The sequence below is a fragment of the Aliterella atlantica CENA595 genome, from assembly GCF_000952155.1.
In the GTDB taxonomy this organism is placed as follows: Bacteria; Cyanobacteriota; Cyanobacteriia; order Cyanobacteriales; family Chroococcidiopsidaceae; genus Aliterella; species Aliterella atlantica.
Map to the genome: position 1 here is coordinate 81,829 of NZ_JYON01000012.1, position 19,680 is coordinate 101,508.

The 19,680-nt window shown below is 43.1% G+C and carries 22 protein-coding genes; 18 read left to right on the plus strand and 4 right to left on the minus strand.

What is annotated here, in order from left to right:
• Positions 1-2: 2 nt before the first annotated feature.
• The 8 genes from UH38_RS12750 to UH38_RS12785 all read left to right on the plus strand — a co-directional run bounded on the left by UH38_RS12750 (position 3) and on the right by UH38_RS12785 (position 4,998).
• On the plus strand, positions 3-470 hold the full coding sequence (locus UH38_RS12750) for a GrpB family protein (protein ID WP_052672374.1): 468 nt from the start codon (positions 3-5) through the stop codon (positions 468-470).
• Positions 471-625: 155 nt separating this feature from the next.
• A complete protein-coding gene (locus UH38_RS12755) occupies positions 626-1,150 on the plus strand; it encodes a GNAT family protein (RefSeq protein WP_045055038.1) in 525 nt (174 codons plus the stop codon).
• Positions 1,151-1,171: 21 nt separating this feature from the next.
• The gene (locus UH38_RS12760; RefSeq protein ID WP_045055039.1) at positions 1,172-1,447 is read left to right on the plus strand and encodes a hypothetical protein; all 276 of its coding nucleotides are present in this window, start codon (positions 1,172-1,174) and stop codon (positions 1,445-1,447) included.
• A gap of 116 nt (positions 1,448-1,563) precedes the next feature.
• Positions 1,564-2,949 (plus strand): glycoside hydrolase 100 family protein, encoded by a 1,386-nt coding sequence (locus tag UH38_RS12765; RefSeq protein ID WP_045055040.1) that lies wholly within the window; start codon positions 1,564-1,566, stop codon positions 2,947-2,949.
• A 62-nt stretch (positions 2,950-3,011) separates the two neighbouring features.
• The gene (gene rpmI / locus UH38_RS12770) at positions 3,012-3,209 is read left to right on the plus strand and encodes a 50S ribosomal protein L35 (RefSeq protein WP_045055041.1); all 198 of its coding nucleotides are present in this window, start codon (positions 3,012-3,014) and stop codon (positions 3,207-3,209) included.
• 20 nt (positions 3,210-3,229) lie between these two features.
• Positions 3,230-3,583: a 50S ribosomal protein L20 gene (gene rplT / locus UH38_RS12775; protein WP_045055042.1), complete on the plus strand. Its 354-nt coding sequence runs from the start codon at positions 3,230-3,232 to the stop codon at positions 3,581-3,583.
• Entirely contained in the window at positions 3,583-4,419 is an 837-nt protein-coding gene (locus tag UH38_RS12780) for a transporter substrate-binding domain-containing protein (RefSeq protein ID WP_045055043.1), read from the plus strand. Before rplT ends, UH38_RS12780 begins: the two co-directional genes overlap by 1 nt.
• 48 nt (positions 4,420-4,467) lie before the next feature.
• Positions 4,468-4,998: a tetratricopeptide repeat protein gene (locus tag UH38_RS12785; protein ID WP_045055044.1), complete on the plus strand. Its 531-nt coding sequence runs from the start codon at positions 4,468-4,470 to the stop codon at positions 4,996-4,998.
• Between the two features lie 89 nt (positions 4,999-5,087).
• Here the strand turns inward: UH38_RS12785 and UH38_RS12790 are convergent, their stop codons facing one another.
• Both UH38_RS12790 and UH38_RS12795 read right to left on the minus strand, forming a co-directional pair.
• Positions 5,088-5,207 (minus strand): photosystem II protein Y, encoded by a 120-nt coding sequence (locus UH38_RS12790; protein ID WP_045055045.1) that lies wholly within the window; start codon positions 5,205-5,207, stop codon positions 5,088-5,090.
• A 111-nt stretch (positions 5,208-5,318) separates the two neighbouring features.
• A complete protein-coding gene (locus UH38_RS12795) occupies positions 5,319-5,843 on the minus strand; it encodes a gamma carbonic anhydrase family protein (protein ID WP_144405675.1) in 525 nt (174 codons plus the stop codon).
• A 201-nt stretch (positions 5,844-6,044) separates the two neighbouring features.
• Between UH38_RS12795 and UH38_RS12800 the strand changes: the two genes are divergently transcribed.
• The 6 genes from UH38_RS12800 to UH38_RS12830 all read left to right on the plus strand — a co-directional run bounded on the left by UH38_RS12800 (position 6,045) and on the right by UH38_RS12830 (position 13,261).
• Positions 6,045-6,554 carry a TIGR02652 family protein gene (locus UH38_RS12800; protein WP_045055047.1) on the plus strand — a complete coding sequence of 170 codons (510 nt, stop codon included), beginning with the start codon at positions 6,045-6,047 and terminating at the stop codon, positions 6,552-6,554.
• 67 nt (positions 6,555-6,621) lie between these two features.
• The gene (locus tag UH38_RS12805) at positions 6,622-7,059 is read left to right on the plus strand and encodes a VOC family protein (protein ID WP_045055048.1); all 438 of its coding nucleotides are present in this window, start codon (positions 6,622-6,624) and stop codon (positions 7,057-7,059) included.
• A 196-nt stretch (positions 7,060-7,255) separates the two neighbouring features.
• Positions 7,256-10,018, plus strand: coding sequence for a M16 family metallopeptidase (locus UH38_RS12815; RefSeq protein WP_045055050.1), 2,763 nt, complete (start codon positions 7,256-7,258; stop codon positions 10,016-10,018).
• Positions 10,019-10,252: 234 nt separating this feature from the next.
• Positions 10,253-11,083: a type I methionyl aminopeptidase gene (gene map / locus UH38_RS12820; RefSeq protein WP_045055051.1), complete on the plus strand. Its 831-nt coding sequence runs from the start codon at positions 10,253-10,255 to the stop codon at positions 11,081-11,083.
• A gap of 47 nt (positions 11,084-11,130) precedes the next feature.
• Positions 11,131-11,814 (plus strand): Uma2 family endonuclease, encoded by a 684-nt coding sequence (locus UH38_RS12825; RefSeq protein WP_045055052.1) that lies wholly within the window; start codon positions 11,131-11,133, stop codon positions 11,812-11,814.
• A gap of 46 nt (positions 11,815-11,860) precedes the next feature.
• Positions 11,861-13,261, plus strand: coding sequence for an amidase (locus UH38_RS12830; RefSeq protein WP_045055053.1), 1,401 nt, complete (start codon positions 11,861-11,863; stop codon positions 13,259-13,261).
• A 128-nt stretch (positions 13,262-13,389) separates the two neighbouring features.
• Here UH38_RS12830 and ilvC read toward each other — a convergent pair whose 3' ends face one another.
• Together ilvC and UH38_RS12840 are read right to left on the minus strand one after the other, a co-directional pair.
• The gene (gene ilvC, locus UH38_RS12835; protein ID WP_045055054.1) at positions 13,390-14,385 is read right to left on the minus strand and encodes a ketol-acid reductoisomerase; all 996 of its coding nucleotides are present in this window, start codon (positions 14,383-14,385) and stop codon (positions 13,390-13,392) included.
• 486 nt (positions 14,386-14,871) lie between these two features.
• A complete protein-coding gene (locus tag UH38_RS12840; protein WP_045055055.1) occupies positions 14,872-15,273 on the minus strand; it encodes an AbrB family transcriptional regulator in 402 nt (133 codons plus the stop codon).
• A gap of 585 nt (positions 15,274-15,858) precedes the next feature.
• Here UH38_RS12840 and UH38_RS12845 point away from each other — a divergent pair.
• The 4 genes from UH38_RS12845 (at position 15,859) to UH38_RS12860 (ending at position 19,443) form a co-directional block, all read left to right on the plus strand.
• Positions 15,859-16,302: an Rrf2 family transcriptional regulator gene (locus UH38_RS12845; protein WP_045055056.1), complete on the plus strand. Its 444-nt coding sequence runs from the start codon at positions 15,859-15,861 to the stop codon at positions 16,300-16,302.
• Positions 16,303-16,342: 40 nt separating this feature from the next.
• A complete protein-coding gene (gene cbiB, locus UH38_RS12850) occupies positions 16,343-17,305 on the plus strand; it encodes an adenosylcobinamide-phosphate synthase CbiB (protein ID WP_407640451.1) in 963 nt (320 codons plus the stop codon).
• A 19-nt stretch (positions 17,306-17,324) separates the two neighbouring features.
• On the plus strand, positions 17,325-17,861 hold the full coding sequence (gene pyrR, locus UH38_RS12855) for a bifunctional pyr operon transcriptional regulator/uracil phosphoribosyltransferase PyrR (protein ID WP_045055058.1): 537 nt from the start codon (positions 17,325-17,327) through the stop codon (positions 17,859-17,861).
• Between the two features lie 61 nt (positions 17,862-17,922).
• A complete protein-coding gene (locus UH38_RS12860) occupies positions 17,923-19,443 on the plus strand; it encodes a carboxypeptidase M32 (RefSeq protein ID WP_045055059.1) in 1,521 nt (506 codons plus the stop codon).
• Positions 19,444-19,680: the final 237 nt, after the last annotated feature.

Sequence of the window (19,680 nt, forward strand, 5' to 3'; positions counted from 1 at the left end):
GTGTGGAAGATCCCATTGTCATAGTTGATTATGATGCTAATTGGTATAACCAATACGAGCAGGAAAAAAGTCAAATTCTTGCTGCTTTAGGCGATACTATTGCCGATATTCAGCATATAGGCAGTACATCAGTACCAGGGTTGGCGGCTAAACCTATTATTGACATTCTCTTGGGTTTAAAAGAAATACCGCCAACGCAAGCGCAAGTTTTGAGTTTAGAGCATCTAGGCTATCAATATTTTGGTGAGTTTGGAATTCCTCAAAGATACTATTTTCGCCGAGGAATGCCTCGTACTCATCAAATCCATGCAGTGCAGGTAGATAGCGACTTTTGGCACAGACATATACTATTTCGGGATTTTTTACGATCTCATCCTCAGGCGGCGCAGCAATATGAGGCTTTGAAGCGGAAATTAGCTGAGGAATTTAGGCACGATGCGATCGCTATACCGATAGTAAAACACCATTAATTGAGCAGTTACTTATGCAAGCAAGAGCATGGCAGCAAAATTTGTAGTTAATCATAAAAATACAACAGATAGTGCTAATAAATTATATATTTATCCATAATAAGGAAGAAAATGAGCTATTAACGCGATCGCATTAATGCTGAGAGGATATTGTTGTGTTTTCTATTGTCAATCAAGCAAATTCAGCCGTTCGCAGAGATTTGCAGCAATGGAGCCAAATAGCAACCGAGTCAGTTGAGCGAGCAATTGGAAATGACTCACCGTTACAAAGACGAATTGAAGTTAATGCCAATGTCATATCGGATCTGCTGTTAGAAGCGCTAGTTTCACCCGAAGACTTTAGAGGTGTTCGTGACGACCGAGGGAATTTACAAGCTGGAGCTATTGTTATCGATATGGCAGATCACCTATTTGTTGAATATATAGTTACAGCACCCTGGAATATTACTCAAGACTCGCCTTTGTCGGTTAATAAAGCTGCAACGGCATTGATGTCACTATTAGCTCTCGAAAGTGACAGAAACGGGCATTTTGGTCGTATTCTTCTCTATGCGCTCCCAGATGCGATTGAGTTTTATCAGAAAATAGGTTTTATAGAGACAGGAGAAGGATCGCCCAACGCACCAGAATTGGAGTTGACAATAGCAGCAGCTAGGCGACTGCTCGATAGGCAAACGTAAAATCGAAGGACAGGAATAATCATGACTCACGAGGAAGAATCACAATACGAAACTCAATTGGCAGAACTAGAGTTGCAAGCTGGTGGGGTGTTTGCTGTACCAACGCCCAACGGACATAAAAAGCGGTGGCAGAGAAAACAGGAATTAGTGCGGCAAAAAATAGCTGCGGCTTCCGATCCACATGAGAAACAGCAATTAGAGCGTCATCTTGATGAACTAAAGCGTCAGGAGTTGCTACTAGCAGAAAAATTGATAGCACTAAATACCAATGCTCGATTAACTTACAACCAGCAGTAAATAACACTTTTTCATCTCTTACGATCGCTTACCCTTTGTCATCTAACTAACTGGTTGTCTGCGGGTAATTGCTTTAATATAAGACTTTGTTCTTTTTCAATGAGGACGGCGGGAAGTTGAGCGATCGATCTTTAGCAATCGAAGAACAAGCGTGGGAAGCGCTGGAAAAATCAATTATTCACTATCAGGGTAAACCGATCGGAACTATAGCCGCCCTCGATCCAGATATTACTGCTTTAAATTACGATCAGTGCTTTATTCGCGATTTTGTTTCTTCGGCATTTGTCTTCCTGATCAAAGGCAAAAGCGATATTGTCCGCTATTTTCTCGAAGAAACGCTGAAATTACAGCCCAAAACAGTCCAACTAGATTGCTTAAAACCTAGTCGCGGCTTGATACCAGCTAGCTTCAAAGTCGTTCATGCCAATGGACGCGAGTATTTAAAAGCTGATTTTGGCGACCATGCGATCGGTAGAGTTGCTCCCGCTGATGCTGGTTTGTGGTGGATTATTCTCCTCCGCGCTTATGTTATTGCTACTGGAGATAAATCTTTAGCAGAACGCAGCGATTTTCAAGAAGGTATCCGCTTAATCTTAGAACTATGTCTTGTTACGCGGTTTGATATGTATCCGATGGTGTTAGTTCCTGATGGTGCAAGCATGATCGATCGCCGTTTGGGACTATACGGGCATCCTTTAGATATTCAATCGCTGTATTATGCAGCTTTAAGAGCCAGTAGCGAGTTGCTTACCCCTAATAAAGAAAATCAAAATATCATTTATGGTATTTACAACCGCTTAGGTCCTTTGCTCAAGCAGCTAAGAGAAAATTACTGGTTGGATACAGAAAGATTAAATGTGATTTACCGCTTTCAGGTAGAAGAATATGGCGAAGAAGCTCTCAACCAGTTCAATATCTACTCTGACTCGATTCCCTTCTATCGGCTGGCGAAATGGTTGCCAGAAGCAGGCGGTTACTTAGCTGGCAATTTAGGTCCTTCACAACTAGATTGTCGTTTCTTTGCTTTGGGTAATTTGATGGCAATTATCTCTTCGCTGGCAGACGAACAGCAATGCCATCAAATCCTAAATTTAATTGAACTGCGTTGGAGCGATTTGATTGGTAATATGCCGATGAAATTATGCTATCCAGCTTTAGAAGATACAGAGTGGCGACTGATAACTGGAGCCGATCCCAAAAATCGTCCTTGGTCTTATCATAATGGTGGCAGTTGGCCAGTATTGCTGTGGATGCTAACTGCGGCAGCGAAAAAGATGGATCGAGGCGAACTTGCTCATCATGCGATCGCCATTGCCGAACGACGATTAGCTGAAGATCGCTGGGCTGAATACTATGATGGTCCTGATGGTCGGTTAATTGGCAAAGAAGCCCGCAAATATCAAACTTGGACGATCGCTGGTTACTTGTTAGCCAAAGAAATCATCGCCGATCCCAGTCATTTAAAGTTAATTGCTTTTGAACCAGCGTTATCTGCAAACTAGACAAAAATATTCGCCAAAAATTGTTTATAATTGTAGATTGCGTCCTGATTGCAGAACTGTATATGCCCAAACTCAAATCCCGCAAAGCGGCAGCAAAGCGCTTTCGCGCCACTGGTAGCGGCAAAATTGTCCGCCGCAAAGCTGGCAAAAACCACTTACTAGAACACAAGTCTTCTGATAAGAAGCGCCGTTTCTCCAAATTGGTACTTGTAGACGAGCGCGACGAGCCAAACGTCCGCAAGATGCTGCCATATTTGTAATATTTAAGGATAAATAAACCATGACACGGGTAAAACGCGGGAATGTCGCTCGCAAACGTCGGAAAAAAATTCTCAAACTAGCTAAAGGATTTCGCGGTTCGCACTCCACACTGTTTAGAACGGCAAATCAACAGGTAATGAAAGCGCTAAGAAGTGCTTATCGCGATCGCAAAAAGCGCAAGCGCGATTTCCGCCGTCTGTGGATCGTTCGCATCAACGCCGCATCTAGACAACACGGCATCAGCTACAGTCAATTAATGGGCAGTTTGAAAAAAGCTAACGTCGGTTTGAATCGCAAAATGCTGGCGCAAATGGCAGTGCTAGATCCAGCAGGTTTTAGCAAAGTTGCCGAAATGGCTGCTCAATCTAAGTAATGCAGAACGAAGGCAAAAGGCTACTATGTTTCCTTATTGCTTTCTGTTTCTGGTGTTTTAGTTTTTGTTTGCCAAGTAGCGCCGCCGAACTTAAAGAAATTCAGCGGCGAGGCTACCTGACTATTGCCGTTAAAGACAACTTGCGTCCTTTGGGATTTAGGGATGCAAGCGGCAATCTGCAAGGGTTAGAAATTGATATAGCCAAGCGTTTGGCATCAGATATATTAGGTAAACCCGATGCAGCTAAGTTGCAACCAGTACAAAATCGCGATCGCTTGCCGTTAGTTTTTGAAAATAAAGTAGATATTGCTATTGCTGATATTACAGCTACCGAACCTCGCGCTAGGTTAGTTAGCTTTAGCTTGCCGTACTATTTTGACGGTACTGGTTTAGTTACTAAAAATGCTGTTATTAATAGGTTGAACGATGTCACTAGAAGTAAAATTGCGGTATTAAATGGCTCTAGTACCATCGCTAGCGTGCGCTATTTGCTACCACAGGCGCAACTTGTTGGCGTTAACTCTTATCAAGCCGCACGATTTCTTTTAGAGGCTAATGGTGCAGATGTTTTTGCTGGGGATGCTAGCGTATTAGCGGGTTGGGTGCAAGAGTATCCGCAATATCGATTGCTTGCGACATTGATTGGTGCAGAAGCTTTGGCAGTAGCTATGCCTAAAGGCTTGCAGTATGATGAACTGCGACAGTTAGTTAATAATGCGATCGCTCTTTACGTTGCAGATGGTTGGATAGAGCAAAGATTGAGTTATTGGGGTTTGCCTAATCCTACTGCTGGATTAAGAAAACAGGGAAAAAGTCAACCTAACTCCACTTCCTGATTGGGAGATGGCAATATGGTAAAAGAATAAAACTACAATTTAATTGCAATGGATAATAGTCTACCAATTGCTTATTTATCGATTTTACTACTTGTCCTGCTTATTGCTGGGATTGTAGTCTTTCGCCAAGTGCTAAAAACTCGTAAAACTGAAAATAATTTGGGGCGGCTGCAAAAAAAACTCAACAATGAAAAGGGTACAGTCCAAGAGTATTACGAGCTAGGCAGCATTTACCTAGAGAAAAAATTGTACGCCCAAGCGATCGCTTTATTCCAAAAAGCCCTCAAAGCAGCAGAACAAGAAGAAGAAAATGTTGCCCCTATTTATAATGGTTTGGGCTATGCTGCCTTTTGCCAAGAACAATACGACTTAGCAATACGCCATTACAAAGACGCTTTGAAGCTTAAACCTGATTATATTGTTGCCCTCAATAACTTAGGTCATGCTTACGAGAAGAAGAATTTAACAGCACCAGCTTTAGAAACTTACGAGCAAGTGTTAAAAGCTCAACCTAACAACGTTACAGCCAAGCGACGGGCTGAAACTATCCGCAAGCGGCTAGTTACCAGTAACCAGTGACCAGTGACCAGTGACCAGTTAAGAGATAATAAAAAACCGACCCTATTGGCAAAAGTCGGTTTTTTAGCTTAAAAATGGCGATTTTTTGCTTATTTATTTAAAAAGCCTTGGATCTGCCGAATTGCGGCGGGAGCTATATTAAAGATTGCCCAGCTTGCTGCCGCAATTACTGGTAAAAGAACTATAGCCACGCGAAAATCAATATCCATCTGTTGTCGTCCTCTCTCAAATTTAGAGATTTAAGTTTTTTTGAGTTGTTCTCATTTTTTATTTTTAGCTGAAACAGGCAAATAAGCCATACTTAGGACCAATAAATGTTTTTAATTAGTCGTAGTAACAAATCCTAGATCCGTACCATTACCAGCATGAACCAAAGCTAACTTTTCGTAACGCTGGGCGTGGACGATAAGTTCGGCGGCTTCCTCCTTTGAAACTTCGCGCAGGCGCTTTGCTGGAACGCCTACAACTAAAGAATAAGGTGGTACATCTTTACTCACAACGGCTCCAGCCCCGACAATACTACCAGTTCCTACCCGTACGCCATCGAGTAGTATAGCGCCAATACCAATTAGGCAACCGCGTTCGACATAAGCAGAATGAATCACAGCGCGATGCCCGACTGTAACATAATCTTCTAAAACAGTTGGTTTACCAGGATCGCCGTGTAAAATTGCTCCGTCTTGAATATTAGTACATTCACCAATTTCAATGCGCTCTACGTCGCCTCTAATTACCGCTCCGTACCAAATATTAACGCCTGCGGCTACTTTGACTTGACCGATAACAGTTGCATTTGCCGCCACAAAAGCAGCTTGGGAAAGATCGCAAAGGGGAAAATAAGACATAATGGACACAGATAGAATAGCAGATATACTTTCCAGTAAGATTAGAAAAACTCAAGCCATGCAGCGCTTTAAGCACAATAGTACAGTGCTACACTCCTAGTAGGCAGCAGTGCAGCCCAAAAGTCATGTATTTTTGGGGTAAGAGTGTCAACACAAAACTACTGGTGCTAGTAATGGCAGAATTATGCTGATTTGCACTACATGATCGACTCAGGCTTTCAATACCCAATTTTTGGTCCAGAGATTCAGTGTCCCCACTGTCGGCAATCTGTTCCGGCGCTGACACTTACAGACACTTACCTATGTTCGCGTCATGGTGCATTTGAAGCCGACCCCAAAACCGGAGAATTGATTCATCTCCAATCTGGTCGTCACTGGCGCAGATGGAATAATGAGTGGTACAGGCAACATACTCATCCTGACGGGATCAGATTTGAAATTCATGAAGCTTTAGACCGCCTATATACGCAAGGTTATCGGGCAACGCGTGTAATTGTTGCTAGGCGCTACCAAGATTTGATTAGCGGCTATTTAGAACGCAGTACGCCTTGGCGCGGACAATCAGATCAATCGCGTCCCAAGCTTTACGGCTTACCAGTGGAGTTTAGCCCTGACCCTCAAGAAGAGCCATGCTGGGAAGTAATTAATTTTGACTTAGAAAAAGAGCCAGGTGTCCCAGTCCGTTACCCCTATTTCCGCTTATTTGAGTAAATAGTTGCAAATTTGAGTAAAAAACTTCTAACTCAAAACTCAAACCTAAAAACTCAAACCTATTCTCATGCATCACGCTTCTATTCGGACAGCAAATATTCATAAAGCGATCGCTTTCTACGAACGGCTAGGCTTTAATGTATGCGATCGCTTTACCACAGGCTACACTTTAGCTTGTTGGATAGAAGGCTTGGGCGGACGCATCGAACTAATCCAAATTCCCCAACCGCACCCCGCTCCCGATGCTTTTGGTGACGAGCATTATGTTGGCTACTATCATTTGTCGTTCGACCTTACAGAACTAACGCCCGATTTACCTAATTGGCTAGCAACTTTGCAACAAAGTTTCGCTCAAGCCCACCAACAAGAGCCAGAACAGTATCAGCCACTTAAAATTTTATTAGCACCCGAACAGCAACAAATCGGCGATCGCATTTATGAAGTAGCTTTTATTGCCGATACTGATAATTTACCTTTAGAGTTTATCCGTGTTTTGAGTAATTGACGCGCGGATTTTGGAGGACAGTCGCGTGCGCGGGTTCCCCGCGTTGAGCGACCTGTCCGGTGAGGAGACCTCCAAAATTAGATAGCGCGTTGACCGAGACGAGATTGCCGATCCCCAGGTTGCTAGTAAAAAGATTAAAGTAGATAACAGCGCTTTCCATAGCTGCTATTGCTGTAAAGACGGTAATAAGTCAAATATGCTTGCGATCGCAACTTTTTTACGTCGATATTGCTTTTTATTCTTACTGTTTAGCGTTTGTCTCACTGTGACATTATTTTCTAACACTTCTTTCGCTATATCTAGCCCCTTGAATAATACTCAAACTCCGCTCTCTGTAACTGAAAACGTACGGAAAACAGTCTTAGATAACGGTCTAATTGTTCTTACCAAACAAGTAAAAACAGCGCCAGTCGTTACCGTACAAGTATGGTACAAAATCGGTTCGCGCAATGAAGCCCCAGGAGTAAACGGTATTGCTCACCAATTAGAGCATATGCTGTTCAAAGGTACTACTAGCCGCCCTATTCAATTTGGACGCTTGTTTAGTGCTTTAGGCAGCGATTCTAATGCTTTTACTAGCTACGATCAAACGGCTTACTTCGGTACAGTTGAACGCGGCAAATTGCGGGCGCTACTGGAATTAGAAGCCGATAGAATGCAAAACGCGCTGATTAATGCCGAACAATTAGATAGCGAAAAGCGCGTAGTAATTTCTGAGTTGCAAGGCTACGAAAATAATCCCGACTACCGCTTGGGTAGAGCAGTAATGCGAGCAGCATTGCCAAATAGCCCCTATGGTTTAACTGTAGGCGGCACTAAGGCTGATGTAGAGAAGTTTACAGTAGAACAAGTCAAAAGCTACTATCGCAACTACTACAGCCCAAATAATGCCACGTTAATAATTGTGGGCGATTTTGAGCCAGAATCTACTTTAGCTACGGTTAAAGAGGTCTTTGGTAAAGTACCTAATGCTCAAAAAGCTGAAGATAGAAAACAGCAAGCAGAAACAAAACCTAATCTAGGAGCTACAAATAAACAAAAACAGCCAATTGTGCTTAGAGAACCAGGCGCGGCTGCACTTTTGCAAGTAGTATATCCCCTCCCAAATATTAATAATCCCGATACTCCAGCCTTGGATGTCATGAATGGGGTTCTGACAGAGGGACGCAATTCTCGGTTGTATCAAGCGCTAATTGAGACAGGTTTGGCTAGCAATATGAATGGCTATGCTGCAACCTTAGCTGGTGGCGGGTGGTATAACTTGGAAGTGACAGCAGTACCAGGTCAAGAATTAGCCAAAATTGATGCGGCGGTGCAAAATGCGATCGCATCTCTCACTACCAAAGGCATAAGTCAAGAAGAACTCGACCGTTCTAAAACTCAACTCAAAGCTTCAGCAATCCTCAATAACCGCGATATTAGCTCTCAAGCAATGCAGATAGGCTACGACCAGACAACTGCTGGCGACTATCGCTTTACCGACCGCTATTTAGCTGCGATTGACAAAGTAACTGTCAAAGACGTGCAGCGCGTAGCCACAACTTACCTTGCACCGGAAAAGCGGACTGTAGGCTTATTTGAGCCGACGAAACAAACCGGACAAGCAAGTTCTGGAGGAAGTTCTACGCAAACATCAGAAAACTTTAGTCCTGGCGCACCTGTAAATCCGGCTGAAGTAGCAAAATACTTGCCACCAATAGATACAGCAGTCCCAACTACTAGAGCGTTGCCAGAACAATTTAAGCTAGCTAATGGTACGGAAGTATTGCTCTTACCAGACCCTAGTACGCCGACAGTAACGCTAAGTGGCTTTATTAAGGCTGGGGCGGAATTTGACACGCCAGCAAAAGCAGGACTTGCAGCTTTAACGGCAGATAATTTGTTAAGCGGAACCAAAACTAAAGATGAACTAGCGCTAGCTAAAGCGTTAGAAGATCGCGGCGCAAGTTTGAACTTTAGAGCCTTGCGTGAAGGCGTAGATATTAGCGGCTATAGCTTGAAAACTGACTTGCCAGTTTTGATGCAAACTTTGGCTGATATAGTTCAAAATGCTACATTCCCTGAAGAAGAACTTGAATTGAGCAGACAACGCGCTTTATCTAACTTGCAGGTAGAATTAGACGATCCAAATCGAGTAGCGCGACGTACTTTTCAACAAGCAGTTTACCCCGAAAATCATCCCTTCCATACTTTTCCCACCGAGCAAAGCCTGAAGAGTCTTAGCCGTAAGGATGTTATCGCTTTTTATCAAAAACAATATCGTCCCGACCAGATGATATTGACTTTAGTGGGAGATTTCGATCCTAAAGCTGTACGCAATCTCCTGGAAACTGGGTTAGATAAATGGCAAGCAACTGGTAAACCACCTATCGCTAATTATCCGAAAGTTCCAGAACCAGCAAAAGTTGTCGAACTTAAACCTTCACTTCCTGGTAAAACTCAAGCAGTTACATTTATCGGCGATCTAGGAATTGAGCGCAAAGATCCGCGTTTCTATGCAGCTTCGGTACTAAATCAAATCGTTGGTGGCGATACTTTGTCTAGTCGCTTGGGTACAGAAATACGCGATCGCCAAGGTCTAACTTACGGTATTTACAGCTACTTTAGCGCTGGTAAAAACGCTGGACCATTTGTAGTATCGATGCAAACAGCGCCAGAAGATGCGAGTCGTGCGATCGCTAGCACTCGCGCCCTACTTGCTCAAATTCACGATAAAGGCGTGACGGCTGAAGAAGTAGCAGTAGCTAAACGCTCTTTGACAAGCGGTTACAATGTTGCTTTGGCAAATCCCGATGAACTTGCTAGCACAATCTTGATGAATGAAGTTTATGGATTAAGTGAAGGAGAATTACGCGCTTTTGCAGAGAAAATTCAAGCTGTCACGCTTGAGGATGTAAATCAGGCGGCTAAAGAACTACTGCAACCCGATAAATTAGTTATCGTTACCGCCGGACCATAACAGTGACCAGTTATTAGTTATCGGGCTAGGCGTGGTGACTTAAACCTTGCGCTCTTGACTGGTAATTGATAACTGCTTTAAGGATGTAGTGTCCGCCAAGTTGTAGTTGTAGGGGCGGATTGCAATCCGCCCCTACAACGGCAATATTAATCAGAAAAGACCGAGGATAAGTTAATTTAAATATATATTCTGCTAGCTACAGTTGGATATTACTCGCCTAAATTTCTTGCATCCATGAATATTTTTACTGACCTGTTGCCTAAAACAATTCAATCGCCCCAACAACCAAAACAACGTAGAGGCATTGAAATTAAGTCCGAGCGGGAAATTGAGATTATGCGACAATCGGCGAAGATTGTTGCTACTGTCTTAAAAGAAATATCCGAACTGGTAGAACCAGGGATGACAACAGCCGATCTGGATGCTCATGCCGAAAAGCGAATCAGAGAAATGGGTGCAACACCCAGTTTTAAAGGCTATCACGGCTTTCCAGGTTCTATTTGCTCCAGCATTAATAATGAAGTCGTGCATGGTATTCCCAGTCCCAAAAAAGTAATTAGGGCTGGAGATGTTTTAAAAGTAGATACTGGTGCTTATTATCAAGGTTTTCATGGCGACTCTTGCATTACGATCGCTGTAGGCGAAGTTACCCCCAAAGCAGCGAAACTAATTCGCGTAGCAGAAGAAGCACTATATAAAGGCATCGAGCAAGTTAAAGCTGGTAATTATTTGATGGATATTGCTGGCGCAATCCAAGACCATGTGTATGCTAAAGGGTTCAAAGTAGTTGAAGACTTTACTGGGCATGGTGTAGGGCGCAATTTGCACGAAGAACCGTCTGTTTTTAACGTCCGCACGCGCCAAATGCCTAATGTCAAGCTCAAAGCGGGAATGACTTTGGCAATTGAGCCAATTTTAAATGCAGGTTCTAAATTTACGCGCATTCTTGGCGATCGCTGGACGGCTGTTACTGTCGATAACTCTTTATCGGCGCAGTTCGAGCATACTGTACTGGTAACAAATGACGGTTATGAGATTTTGACCGATCGCTCTTTATTAGATTAAGCAGGATAAGTTGCTGAACGTACTTTCTCAATCAAATTGGTTGCAATATGTACCTAAGTCCTCAACAATTGGCAGCCCAAATGCCAGATGCAACGCAGCTTTTGAGTGATGAGCCAGAGATGGAAAGTTCTTTGCACTACAATCAACTGCTGATGTTGGTTAGTTGTTTGGAATGGTTGTGGCGCAACCGAGATGATTTTTTTGTTGGCGCAAATTTAACTATCTATTTTAGTCGAGAGCAGTTACGCAGTCGCGATTTTCGCGGACCTGACTTTTTTTTAGTTAAAGATACGCCCAAACGCGATCGCAATTCCTGGGTAGTGTGGGAAGAATCAGGCAAATACCCAGATTTAATTATTGAATTACTATCAACTTCAACGGCTAGAGTTGACCGGACGTTAAAAAAAGAACTTTATCAAAATAGGTTTAGAACGCCCGAATACTTTTGGTTTTCCCCAGAAACTTTAGAATTTGCAGGTTTTCGGTTAACTGGTAATAGGTATCAAGAAATTGTTTCTAACGATCGCGGTCAATTGTGGAGCGAAGTTTTAGACTTGTTTTTGGGTATTGATGCCGGAAAACTGCGTTATTTTGCAGCCGATGGCACTTTAGTTCCTACACCAGAAGAAGCCGCCGAACAAGAACGCTTGCAAAAAGAAATCGCCCAGCAGCAAGTAGAACAGTTAAAAGCAAGATTGCGATCGCTGGGAATAGACGATAATTTGATTTAATTCTGCTTTGCTGGTAGACAATAAACAAAACTACCTCAAATTGGGCATGAATCAAATTGACTTAGCTTTTACCCCAGCATTGGAACAAGCGCGGCTAATTCGCAATCGGGAAGTATCGCCGTTGGAGTTAGTAAATATATACCTAGAACGCATTCAACGGCTAGATAGTCAATTAGGTAGCTATTTTACAGTCATAGCTGAAAGTGCGATCGCTGATGCTCAGGCAAAAACAGAATTATTAGCTCAAAATAACTCAGAACTGCCGCCTTTTTTTGGCGTACCAATTACAATTAAAGACCTCAATTGTGTTGCTGGCGTGCGTTGTACTTATGGTTCTCCAGCACTTGCTCACAATATCGCCGATCGCGATGATAATGTAGTAACCAAAATTAAACAGGCTGGGTTTATTATTTTAGGTAAAACGGCAACATCTGAGCTTGGTTCTTTTCCCTATACCGAACCTACTGGTTTTCCCCCTACTCGCAATCCTTGGAATTTAGACTATACTGCTGGCGGTTCTAGTGGTGGCGCTGCGGCGGCGTTAGCTGCGGGCTTGTGCGCTATTTCTCAAGGCTCAGATGCAGGTGGTTCGATACGTGGTCCAGCTTTTTGTTGCGGTTTGGTAGGAATTAAGCCTTCTAGGGGTAGGGTTTCCGATGCTCCTGTAGGCGATCGCATCAGCGGTGTAGCTGCTGTTGGTCCCATTGCTAGAACTGTTGCTGATGCGGCTGCTTTATTAGATGCAATTTCTGGCTATGTTACGGGCGATCCTTATTGGCTACCTCAGCCAGAGACATCTTTTTATGCTGCCACTACTGCGCCGCCAAGTAATTTAAAAATTGCTTTTGCTACCAGTCTTGCACCTGTAGGCGAAGCTGAGAATGAAAGCAAGCAAGCGGTATTAGATACGGTTAAACTATTAACCCAATTAGGACATACAGTTGAGCCAGGTTGCCCCGATTTCACTGGCTTAATTGAACCATTTACTGCTGTTTGGCAGGCTGGCGTAGCTTATGCTGGTATCCCTAAAGAGGTGCTGCAACCGATGAATCAGTGGTTGTTGGCGCAAACAGGTGGGGCGGGCGATTATTTAAGGGCTGTGTCGCAAATGCAGGCGATCGCACGGCGGATTGTAGCTTTTTTCGATACTGTAGATGTGCTACTGCTACCTACTTATATGCACCCGACGATTAAAGTTGGGGAGTGGGCAAATCTTAGCCCTGAAGAGACTTTCCAGAAAATTATTAGTTGGGTTGCACCTTGTCCGCCCTTTAACGCTACAGGACAACCTACAATCGCTTTGCCGACTGGTTTTGACTCTAGAGGTGTGCCGATTGGCATTCAGTTAATTGGTCGCCCTGCCTCTGAAGCGACTATTATTAGCCTTGCCGCCCAGTTGGATGCGGCTAAACCTGGGATTCAACAGCGCCCGCAGTTGGCGATTTGAATTATTTAGGCGATCGGTTGGGGCGCAAATTGTCTTCTCCCTATGCTTTGCTATAATTTAGGGCGCAATGCATTGCGAAGGCATTTTTGGGAAGAATCCTTCTTCCCAAAAGATGCCGCCCCCTATGGTTAATCTTTTTTCATCCAACTAAACATCGCGCGTAAATCTTGTCCTACTGCTTCAATGGGGTGTTCGGCTTCTTGACGGCGCATGGCTGTAAATCCAGGTTTGCCTGCTTGGTTTTCTAAGACGAAATCCCGCGCAAATTGCCCTGATTGAATTTCTTGCAAAACTTTTCGCATTTCTGCTTTGGTTTGGTCGGTAACAATCCGAGGTCCGCGCGTATAATCGCCGTATTCGGCGGTATTTGAGATGCTGTCGCGCATCTTGGCTAAACCACCTTCAACGATCAAGTCAACAATTAACTTGACTTCGTGCAAGCACTCAAAATAAGCAAGTTCTGGTTGATAACCAGCAGCAACTAAGGTTTCAAACCCAGCTTTAATTAAGGCACTCAAGCCGCCACACAATACTGCTTGTTCGCCAAATAAATCGGTTTCTGTTTCTTCTCTAAATGAAGTTTCCAATACTCCAGCGCGAGTACCGCCGATACCTTTGGCGTATGCCATTGCGCGATCGCGTGCTTGCCCTGTAGCATCTTGATATACTGCAAACAATGCTGGTACGCCTTGCCCTTGTTCGTATGTCCGCCTAACTAAATGCCCTGGTCCTTTGGGTGCAATCATGACTACATCAACATCGGCAGGTGGTACGACTTGACCAAAATGGATGTTGAAGCCGTGTGCAAATGCTAGAACTTTTCCCTGTGTCAAATGAGGCTCGATTTCTTGCTTGTAAACGCTTTTTTGTGCCTCATCTGGCAGCAAAATCATGATAAAATCAGCGCTTTTAGCAGCATCGCTAACGCTGTGTACGGGAATGCCTGCAGATTTGGCTTTTTCGGCTGATTTACTGCCAGGATATAAGCCGACAATCACGTTCATGCCACTGTCTTTAAGATTGAGCGCGTGGGCGTGACCTTGAGAGCCATAACCGATAATTGCAATTGTTTTTTGTGCTAATAAGTCTAAATTTGCATCGGTGTCATAGTACATTCGCGCCATAAGTGTAACTCCTTTTAGCAAGCATAATTATTTAGTGCAAACTGTTAATTTTACCCTAAAAGTTAAGTTATACCCCGATTTGTTAATACTCTGTTTGCCTAGTTACTCTGTTGCTGATGACTTGACTCTTAAACTAACGCTAACTCGTTGTCAATAAGAGGATTGTCTGAGTTTTGCCCCTGGTTAAATAAAAAATTGCCATAAAGCAAGAGTAACTAGAGCGGATTTTAGCGGTAAGTAGAAAAAAGTACCTTGGCTGGGAATGTAGCAGCCCATAATTTACGCTACTTTTAAGTTAGGCTTTAGCACTCAGCAATAAACTTTTTCATTGTCAGAAGAAAAGCTAGAAATAGTCATAAGTTATGGTTTGATGAATTTTGCTCAGGTCCCAGTATAAATTCACAATTATGAACCGTTGATTTTAAGAATTTATTACCGAACGCCCAACCTGCAAAACTATTTCCTGCTTTTCCTTATCTTAAAGTTCTATGCTGTAGCTTCTGCGGTGTCTTCTTCTCTATCTACCTGCTTTAAGCGAATGTGTTTGCGCCCTAAAGTAATTTCAAACTCATCTCCTGGTTGCAAACCCATTTGTTTTGTATAGGCTGAACCTATCAAGAGGTTAGAGTTGGACTGAACGCTAATTTTATAACTAGCACTGCGTCCACCCCGCCCATTTGAGCTTGTGGTACCGTCTAACTCAATGCCTTCTGCATCTATTAAGGCGTTGAGAAACTTCATCATATTGACCCGCTCGACACCGTTTTTAGTAACTGTGTAGTAGCCACACTCTTTCGCTTTTTCTTCTTTGCTGAGGTTTCCTAGCTCTTTGACTTTATCAAGGAGTTCTTGTCCTGCTAGTGGCTCTATTTTCTTCTTTTTATTCATCAACTTAAAGGGGAAAACGAATGGTGAAGGATTAATTGCGTTCCATTTTAGCTTACAAAAGCTAAAGAGCAATATTCCTTAGCTTTTATATTAGCTTAGACAACTATACTACACTGAAAATGCCATTATTTAATAATGTACAAATATGATTATTATTTGGCGAATTTATTGCTAGCAGCGCTAGGGATTGTCAAAAGTATATATAATTATGTAAAAATAGTTTACTTCCTAAATCTGATTCAATCGCGCGATTGCAAGATTATTTAATCGTTACTAGATATAAACTAAAATTAACTGCCAAGAGACGTAAAGGCAAAGCTTGAGATATCTATCTTATTGATGGTAAGCGATCGCTTCTTCAGACAGAAGCACTACTAGAAGAGAAAATTAGTTTTATCTACCAAATCTTAAGTTTTGAGTTGAACGGCTTTGCTACAAAAACAAGCGAGTAGCACTAGACATGGCAAAATTGGGTTTACCTAGCAGTACAAGTAAGACGAACAAACAAAGAATCGAAAAAAAAGACCTAAAATTGCTTAAAAAAGAGATTAAAATTCACTAGCGCAACTTTTCGCTCTCTATTTAATGAAATTAACAACTCGCGGACACTATAGCGTTAAAGCATTACTCGATTTAAGCTTGCAACCAAAGTCCGAGCCTGTAAGTGTAAAAGCGATCGCCCTGCGTCAAGATATCCCTGCGCCCTATTTAGAAAAACTGCTGATAGAGATGCGCCGCGCGGGGCTGGTACAATCGATTCGCGGTGCAGCAGGTGGCTACAGATTGGCAATGTCGCCAGAAAAAATCTTGCTAGGACAAATTTTAGAAGCAGTGGGGGAAACTATTGAACCTTTACCTCGCCATAGCCCAACAGAAACTCAAGCTGAGGACTGGGTGACGTTTACTCTGTGGAAAAGATTGCACCAAAAACTCAAAGAAGCGCTGTATGCTATAACTCTTGCCGATCTGTATTACGATGCTCGTAGTTGGCAAGCTTCTCAAGGTGAGGCGACGAGTTTTGTAGTTTAGTAGGTGAGGGGATAAGGGGGACTACAGGGGGATCTCAATCATTATTCTTCTCGTTGCTGCTGTCTTAGATTATCTCATTGGCGATCCTTGGCATTGGCTGCATCCAGTGCAGGTTATGGGTTGGACGATTAGCCAGTGGACTAAGTTTACACTAAAATACTGCGATCGCCCTGTTTTACAACGCTGTAGTGGTGTTGGAATGGGTTTGACTGTGATTATCGGTAGTGGTGTGTTGGGTTGGTTAATTGTGCGGGGTGCGAGTTTAGTTCATCCTTTGTTTGGCATTGTTACACACAGTATTATGCTGGCTAGTTGTTTTGCAACTAGAAGTTTGCGAAATTCGGCGCAGGATGTCTTGCAAGCTTTGAACTGTGGGAATTTAGAACAGGCTCGGACTAAGTTAAGTTTGTTTGTGGGTAGAGATACGCAAAACCTATCTGAAGCAGAAATATTAAGAGCGGTAATGGAGACAGTAACAGAGAATGCTACTGATGGGGCGATTTCTCCTTTGTTTTATGCAATTATTGGGGCATTTATCCCGACTGTTGGTAGCGTTCCCTTGGCTTTAGCCTACAAAGCTGCTAGTACCTTAGATTCGATGGTTGGCTACCGCAGCGCACCTTACACATATATTGGCTGGTTTAGCGCTCGGTTAGAAGATTATTTGACTTGGTTGCCTTGTCGATTAAATGTATTTACTCTGGCATTATTATCAGGTAAGCCTATAAAGGTGTGGAACATTTGTCGCCGAGATGCGGTTAAAGATCCAAGTCCTAATTCTGGTTGGAGTGAATGCGCTTATGCAGTGGTATTAGGCGTGCAAGTAGGTGGAATCAATTGGTATGGCGGGGTTGCAAAATCTAAACCACTACTTGGAGATGCAATTTATCCGATTACTGTAGTGCGAGTAGAACAAGCTTTGGCACTAACGCGCTATTGTTTTTTGATTTGGCTCGTAATTGCGTTAATTTTGCTATTAGCTATTTCAACAATTACCTCCTAATAGGTAGGAAGTTATCTTTATGGCTGCTAAAGTCGTTGAAATTTTATCCTCTGAGGAAATCCGACGGACTATGACTCGCCTCGCCTCGCAAGTAATCGAACGCTCCCGCGACTTGTCAACGCTGGTAATTTTGGGGATCTATACTAGAGGAGTGTTTTTAGCACACCAGTTAGCACGACAAATAGAAGTGCTAGAAGGTGTAACTGTGCCAGTAGGAGCTTTAGATATTACATTTTACCGCGATGACTTAGACCAAATTGGAGTCAGGACTCCAGCCAAATCTGAGATTGCTTTTGACTTGACTGGAAAAACAGTTTTGCTCGTAGATGATGTAATTTACAAAGGGCGGACGATTCGTGCTGCCTTAAATGCAGTCAATGATTATGGTAGACCTTCTACTATTTGGCTAGCTGTACTCGTAGATAGAGGTCATCGGGAAGTACCAATTCACCCTGACTTTACGGGAAAAAAACTGCCTACTGCTAAAGAAGAAAAAGTTAAAGTTTACTTACAAGATTTGGATGCACGAGATGCAGTGGAGTTGATTAGTAGTTAGTTATGGTGGTAGTAACTTTACTTCAGCGTCACACTATATAAAACTAGATCGATCTTTAGGTATGCAAACTCTCGACAAGACTCATCCTATCCAAGAACTGAGAACTCGCCTAGCCGAAATTAATGATATAGAATCAGCCGCCTCTTTACTTTACTGGGATCAAGCAACTTATATGCCTCCTGGTGGTGCAGCAGCGCGGGGAAGACAAATGGCTACCCTCAGACATATTGCCCATACTAAGTTTACCGATCCAGCTATAGGACAACTACTAGAAGATTTGCGCGAATATGAAAGTAGCTTGCCTTATGATGCTGATGAAGCTAGTTTAATCCGCGTCACGCGCTTAGACTACGATCGCTTAGTCAAAATTCCCCCAGCTTTTACCGCCAAATTCTCTCAGCATAGCGCTGATGCTTACGAAGCTTGGGCGAAAGCGCGACCGGAAAATAACTTTGCTGCTGTTGCACCTTACTTAGAAAAAACCTTAGAACTGAGTCGGGAAATGGCGAACTTTTTTCCTGGCTACCAACATATTGCCGATCCCCTGATTGATGAATCAGATTATGGCATGAATGCTGAATCTGTACGAGCGCTATTTGCTCAACTACGCCAGCAATTAGTACCAATTGTAGATGCGATCGCATCTCAACCGATTACTGATGCTACAGCTTTGCACCAACACTATAGCGAACCCGAACAACTAGCATTTAGTCTCGAAGTTATCAAACAACTAGGTTATGACTTTCATCGGGGAAGACAAGATCAAACATTGCACCCGTTTATGACTAAATTCTCTACTGGGGATGTACGCATTACTACCCGCGTTCGGGAAAATGACTTAAATGAAGGGTTATTTAGCACCATTCACGAAACTGGACACGCTTTGTACGAGCAAGGTATAGCCCGCGATTTTGAAGCTACACCCTTAGCGGGTGGTACTTCTTCAGGCGTTCACGAAAGTCAATCGCGGTTGTGGGAAAATTTGGTAGGACGCAGCCGCAATTTTTGGGAATTTTGCTATCCTCAGTTGCAAGCGGCTTTTCCGCAGCAGTTAAAACAGGTTTCTTTGGATACTTTTTATCGGGGGATCAATAAAGTCGAGCGCAGTTTGATTCGTACTGATGCTGATGAAGTTACCTATAATCTACACGTCATGATTCGCTTCGACTTGGAGTTAGCATTACTTGAAGGCAAACTAGCAGTCAAAGACTTACCCGCAGCATGGAACGATCGCTATCAATCCGATCTAGGGATTGTACCACCTAGCGATACTAATGGCGTATTGCAAGACGTGCATTGGTACGGCGGTACGATTGGCGGAGTGTTTCAAGGTTATACGCTGGGTAACTTGATGAGCGCTCAATTTTTTGAAGCGGCTTTGCAAGCACATCCAGAAATTCCTCAGCAAATTAGGCAAGGCAATTTTAAAGTGCTGCACGATTGGCTCAAACAAAATATCTACCAACACGGACGCAAGTACACCGCCGCCGAAATAGTCGAAAAAGTTACACTTCAGCCTTTGAGTATCGAGCCATTTATTCGTTACATCAAAGGTAAATTTGGCGAACTGTATAATTTTTAGACAGTGACCAGTTATGTCAGTGACCAGTTACCAGTAACCAGTGACCAGGTAAAAGAGAAATAGGAAAATACTACCAAATCGAGGAGATAATAACTGCAAAATAGTCGCGGTTACACCAAAAACACTCTTGCCCTTGTATCTGATAACCACTAAATGCTCATGATGAGATAGTAAATCTCTCAGATAATTAACACTGGTTCTTAACTGGTCACTGGTCACTGGTCACTGGTCACTGAC

Excerpts from the sequence above, each read along its gene's own strand:
- UH38_RS12760 (WP_045055039.1), top strand. The coding sequence starts at position 1,172 with ATGACTCACGAGGAAGAATCACAATACGAAACTCAATTGGCAGAACTA.
- rpmI (WP_045055041.1), top strand. The coding sequence starts at position 3,012 with ATGCCCAAACTCAAATCCCGCAAAGCGGCAGCAAAGCGCTTTCGCGCC.
- rplT (WP_045055042.1), top strand. The coding sequence starts at position 3,230 with ATGACACGGGTAAAACGCGGGAATGTCGCTCGCAAACGTCGGAAAAAA.
- UH38_RS12780 (WP_045055043.1), top strand. The coding sequence starts at position 3,583 with ATGCAGAACGAAGGCAAAAGGCTACTATGTTTCCTTATTGCTTTCTGT.
- UH38_RS12785 (WP_045055044.1), top strand. The coding sequence starts at position 4,468 with ATGGATAATAGTCTACCAATTGCTTATTTATCGATTTTACTACTTGTC.
- UH38_RS12790 (WP_045055045.1), bottom strand. The coding sequence starts at position 5,207 with ATGGATATTGATTTTCGCGTGGCTATAGTTCTTTTACCAGTAATTGCG.
- UH38_RS12795 (WP_144405675.1), bottom strand. The coding sequence starts at position 5,843 with ATGTCTTATTTTCCCCTTTGCGATCTTTCCCAAGCTGCTTTTGTGGCG.
- UH38_RS12800 (WP_045055047.1), top strand. The coding sequence starts at position 6,045 with ATGATCGACTCAGGCTTTCAATACCCAATTTTTGGTCCAGAGATTCAG.
- UH38_RS12805 (WP_045055048.1), top strand. The coding sequence starts at position 6,622 with ATGCATCACGCTTCTATTCGGACAGCAAATATTCATAAAGCGATCGCT.
- UH38_RS12815 (WP_045055050.1), top strand. The coding sequence starts at position 7,256 with ATGCTTGCGATCGCAACTTTTTTACGTCGATATTGCTTTTTATTCTTA.
- map (WP_045055051.1), top strand. The coding sequence starts at position 10,253 with ATGAATATTTTTACTGACCTGTTGCCTAAAACAATTCAATCGCCCCAA.
- UH38_RS12825 (WP_045055052.1), top strand. The coding sequence starts at position 11,131 with ATGTACCTAAGTCCTCAACAATTGGCAGCCCAAATGCCAGATGCAACG.
- UH38_RS12830 (WP_045055053.1), top strand. The coding sequence starts at position 11,861 with ATGAATCAAATTGACTTAGCTTTTACCCCAGCATTGGAACAAGCGCGG.
- ilvC (WP_045055054.1), bottom strand. The coding sequence starts at position 14,385 with ATGGCGCGAATGTACTATGACACCGATGCAAATTTAGACTTATTAGCA.
- UH38_RS12840 (WP_045055055.1), bottom strand. The coding sequence starts at position 15,273 with ATGAATAAAAAGAAGAAAATAGAGCCACTAGCAGGACAAGAACTCCTT.
- UH38_RS12845 (WP_045055056.1), top strand. The coding sequence starts at position 15,859 with ATGAAATTAACAACTCGCGGACACTATAGCGTTAAAGCATTACTCGAT.
- pyrR (WP_045055058.1), top strand. The coding sequence starts at position 17,325 with ATGGCTGCTAAAGTCGTTGAAATTTTATCCTCTGAGGAAATCCGACGG.
- UH38_RS12860 (WP_045055059.1), top strand. The coding sequence starts at position 17,923 with ATGCAAACTCTCGACAAGACTCATCCTATCCAAGAACTGAGAACTCGC.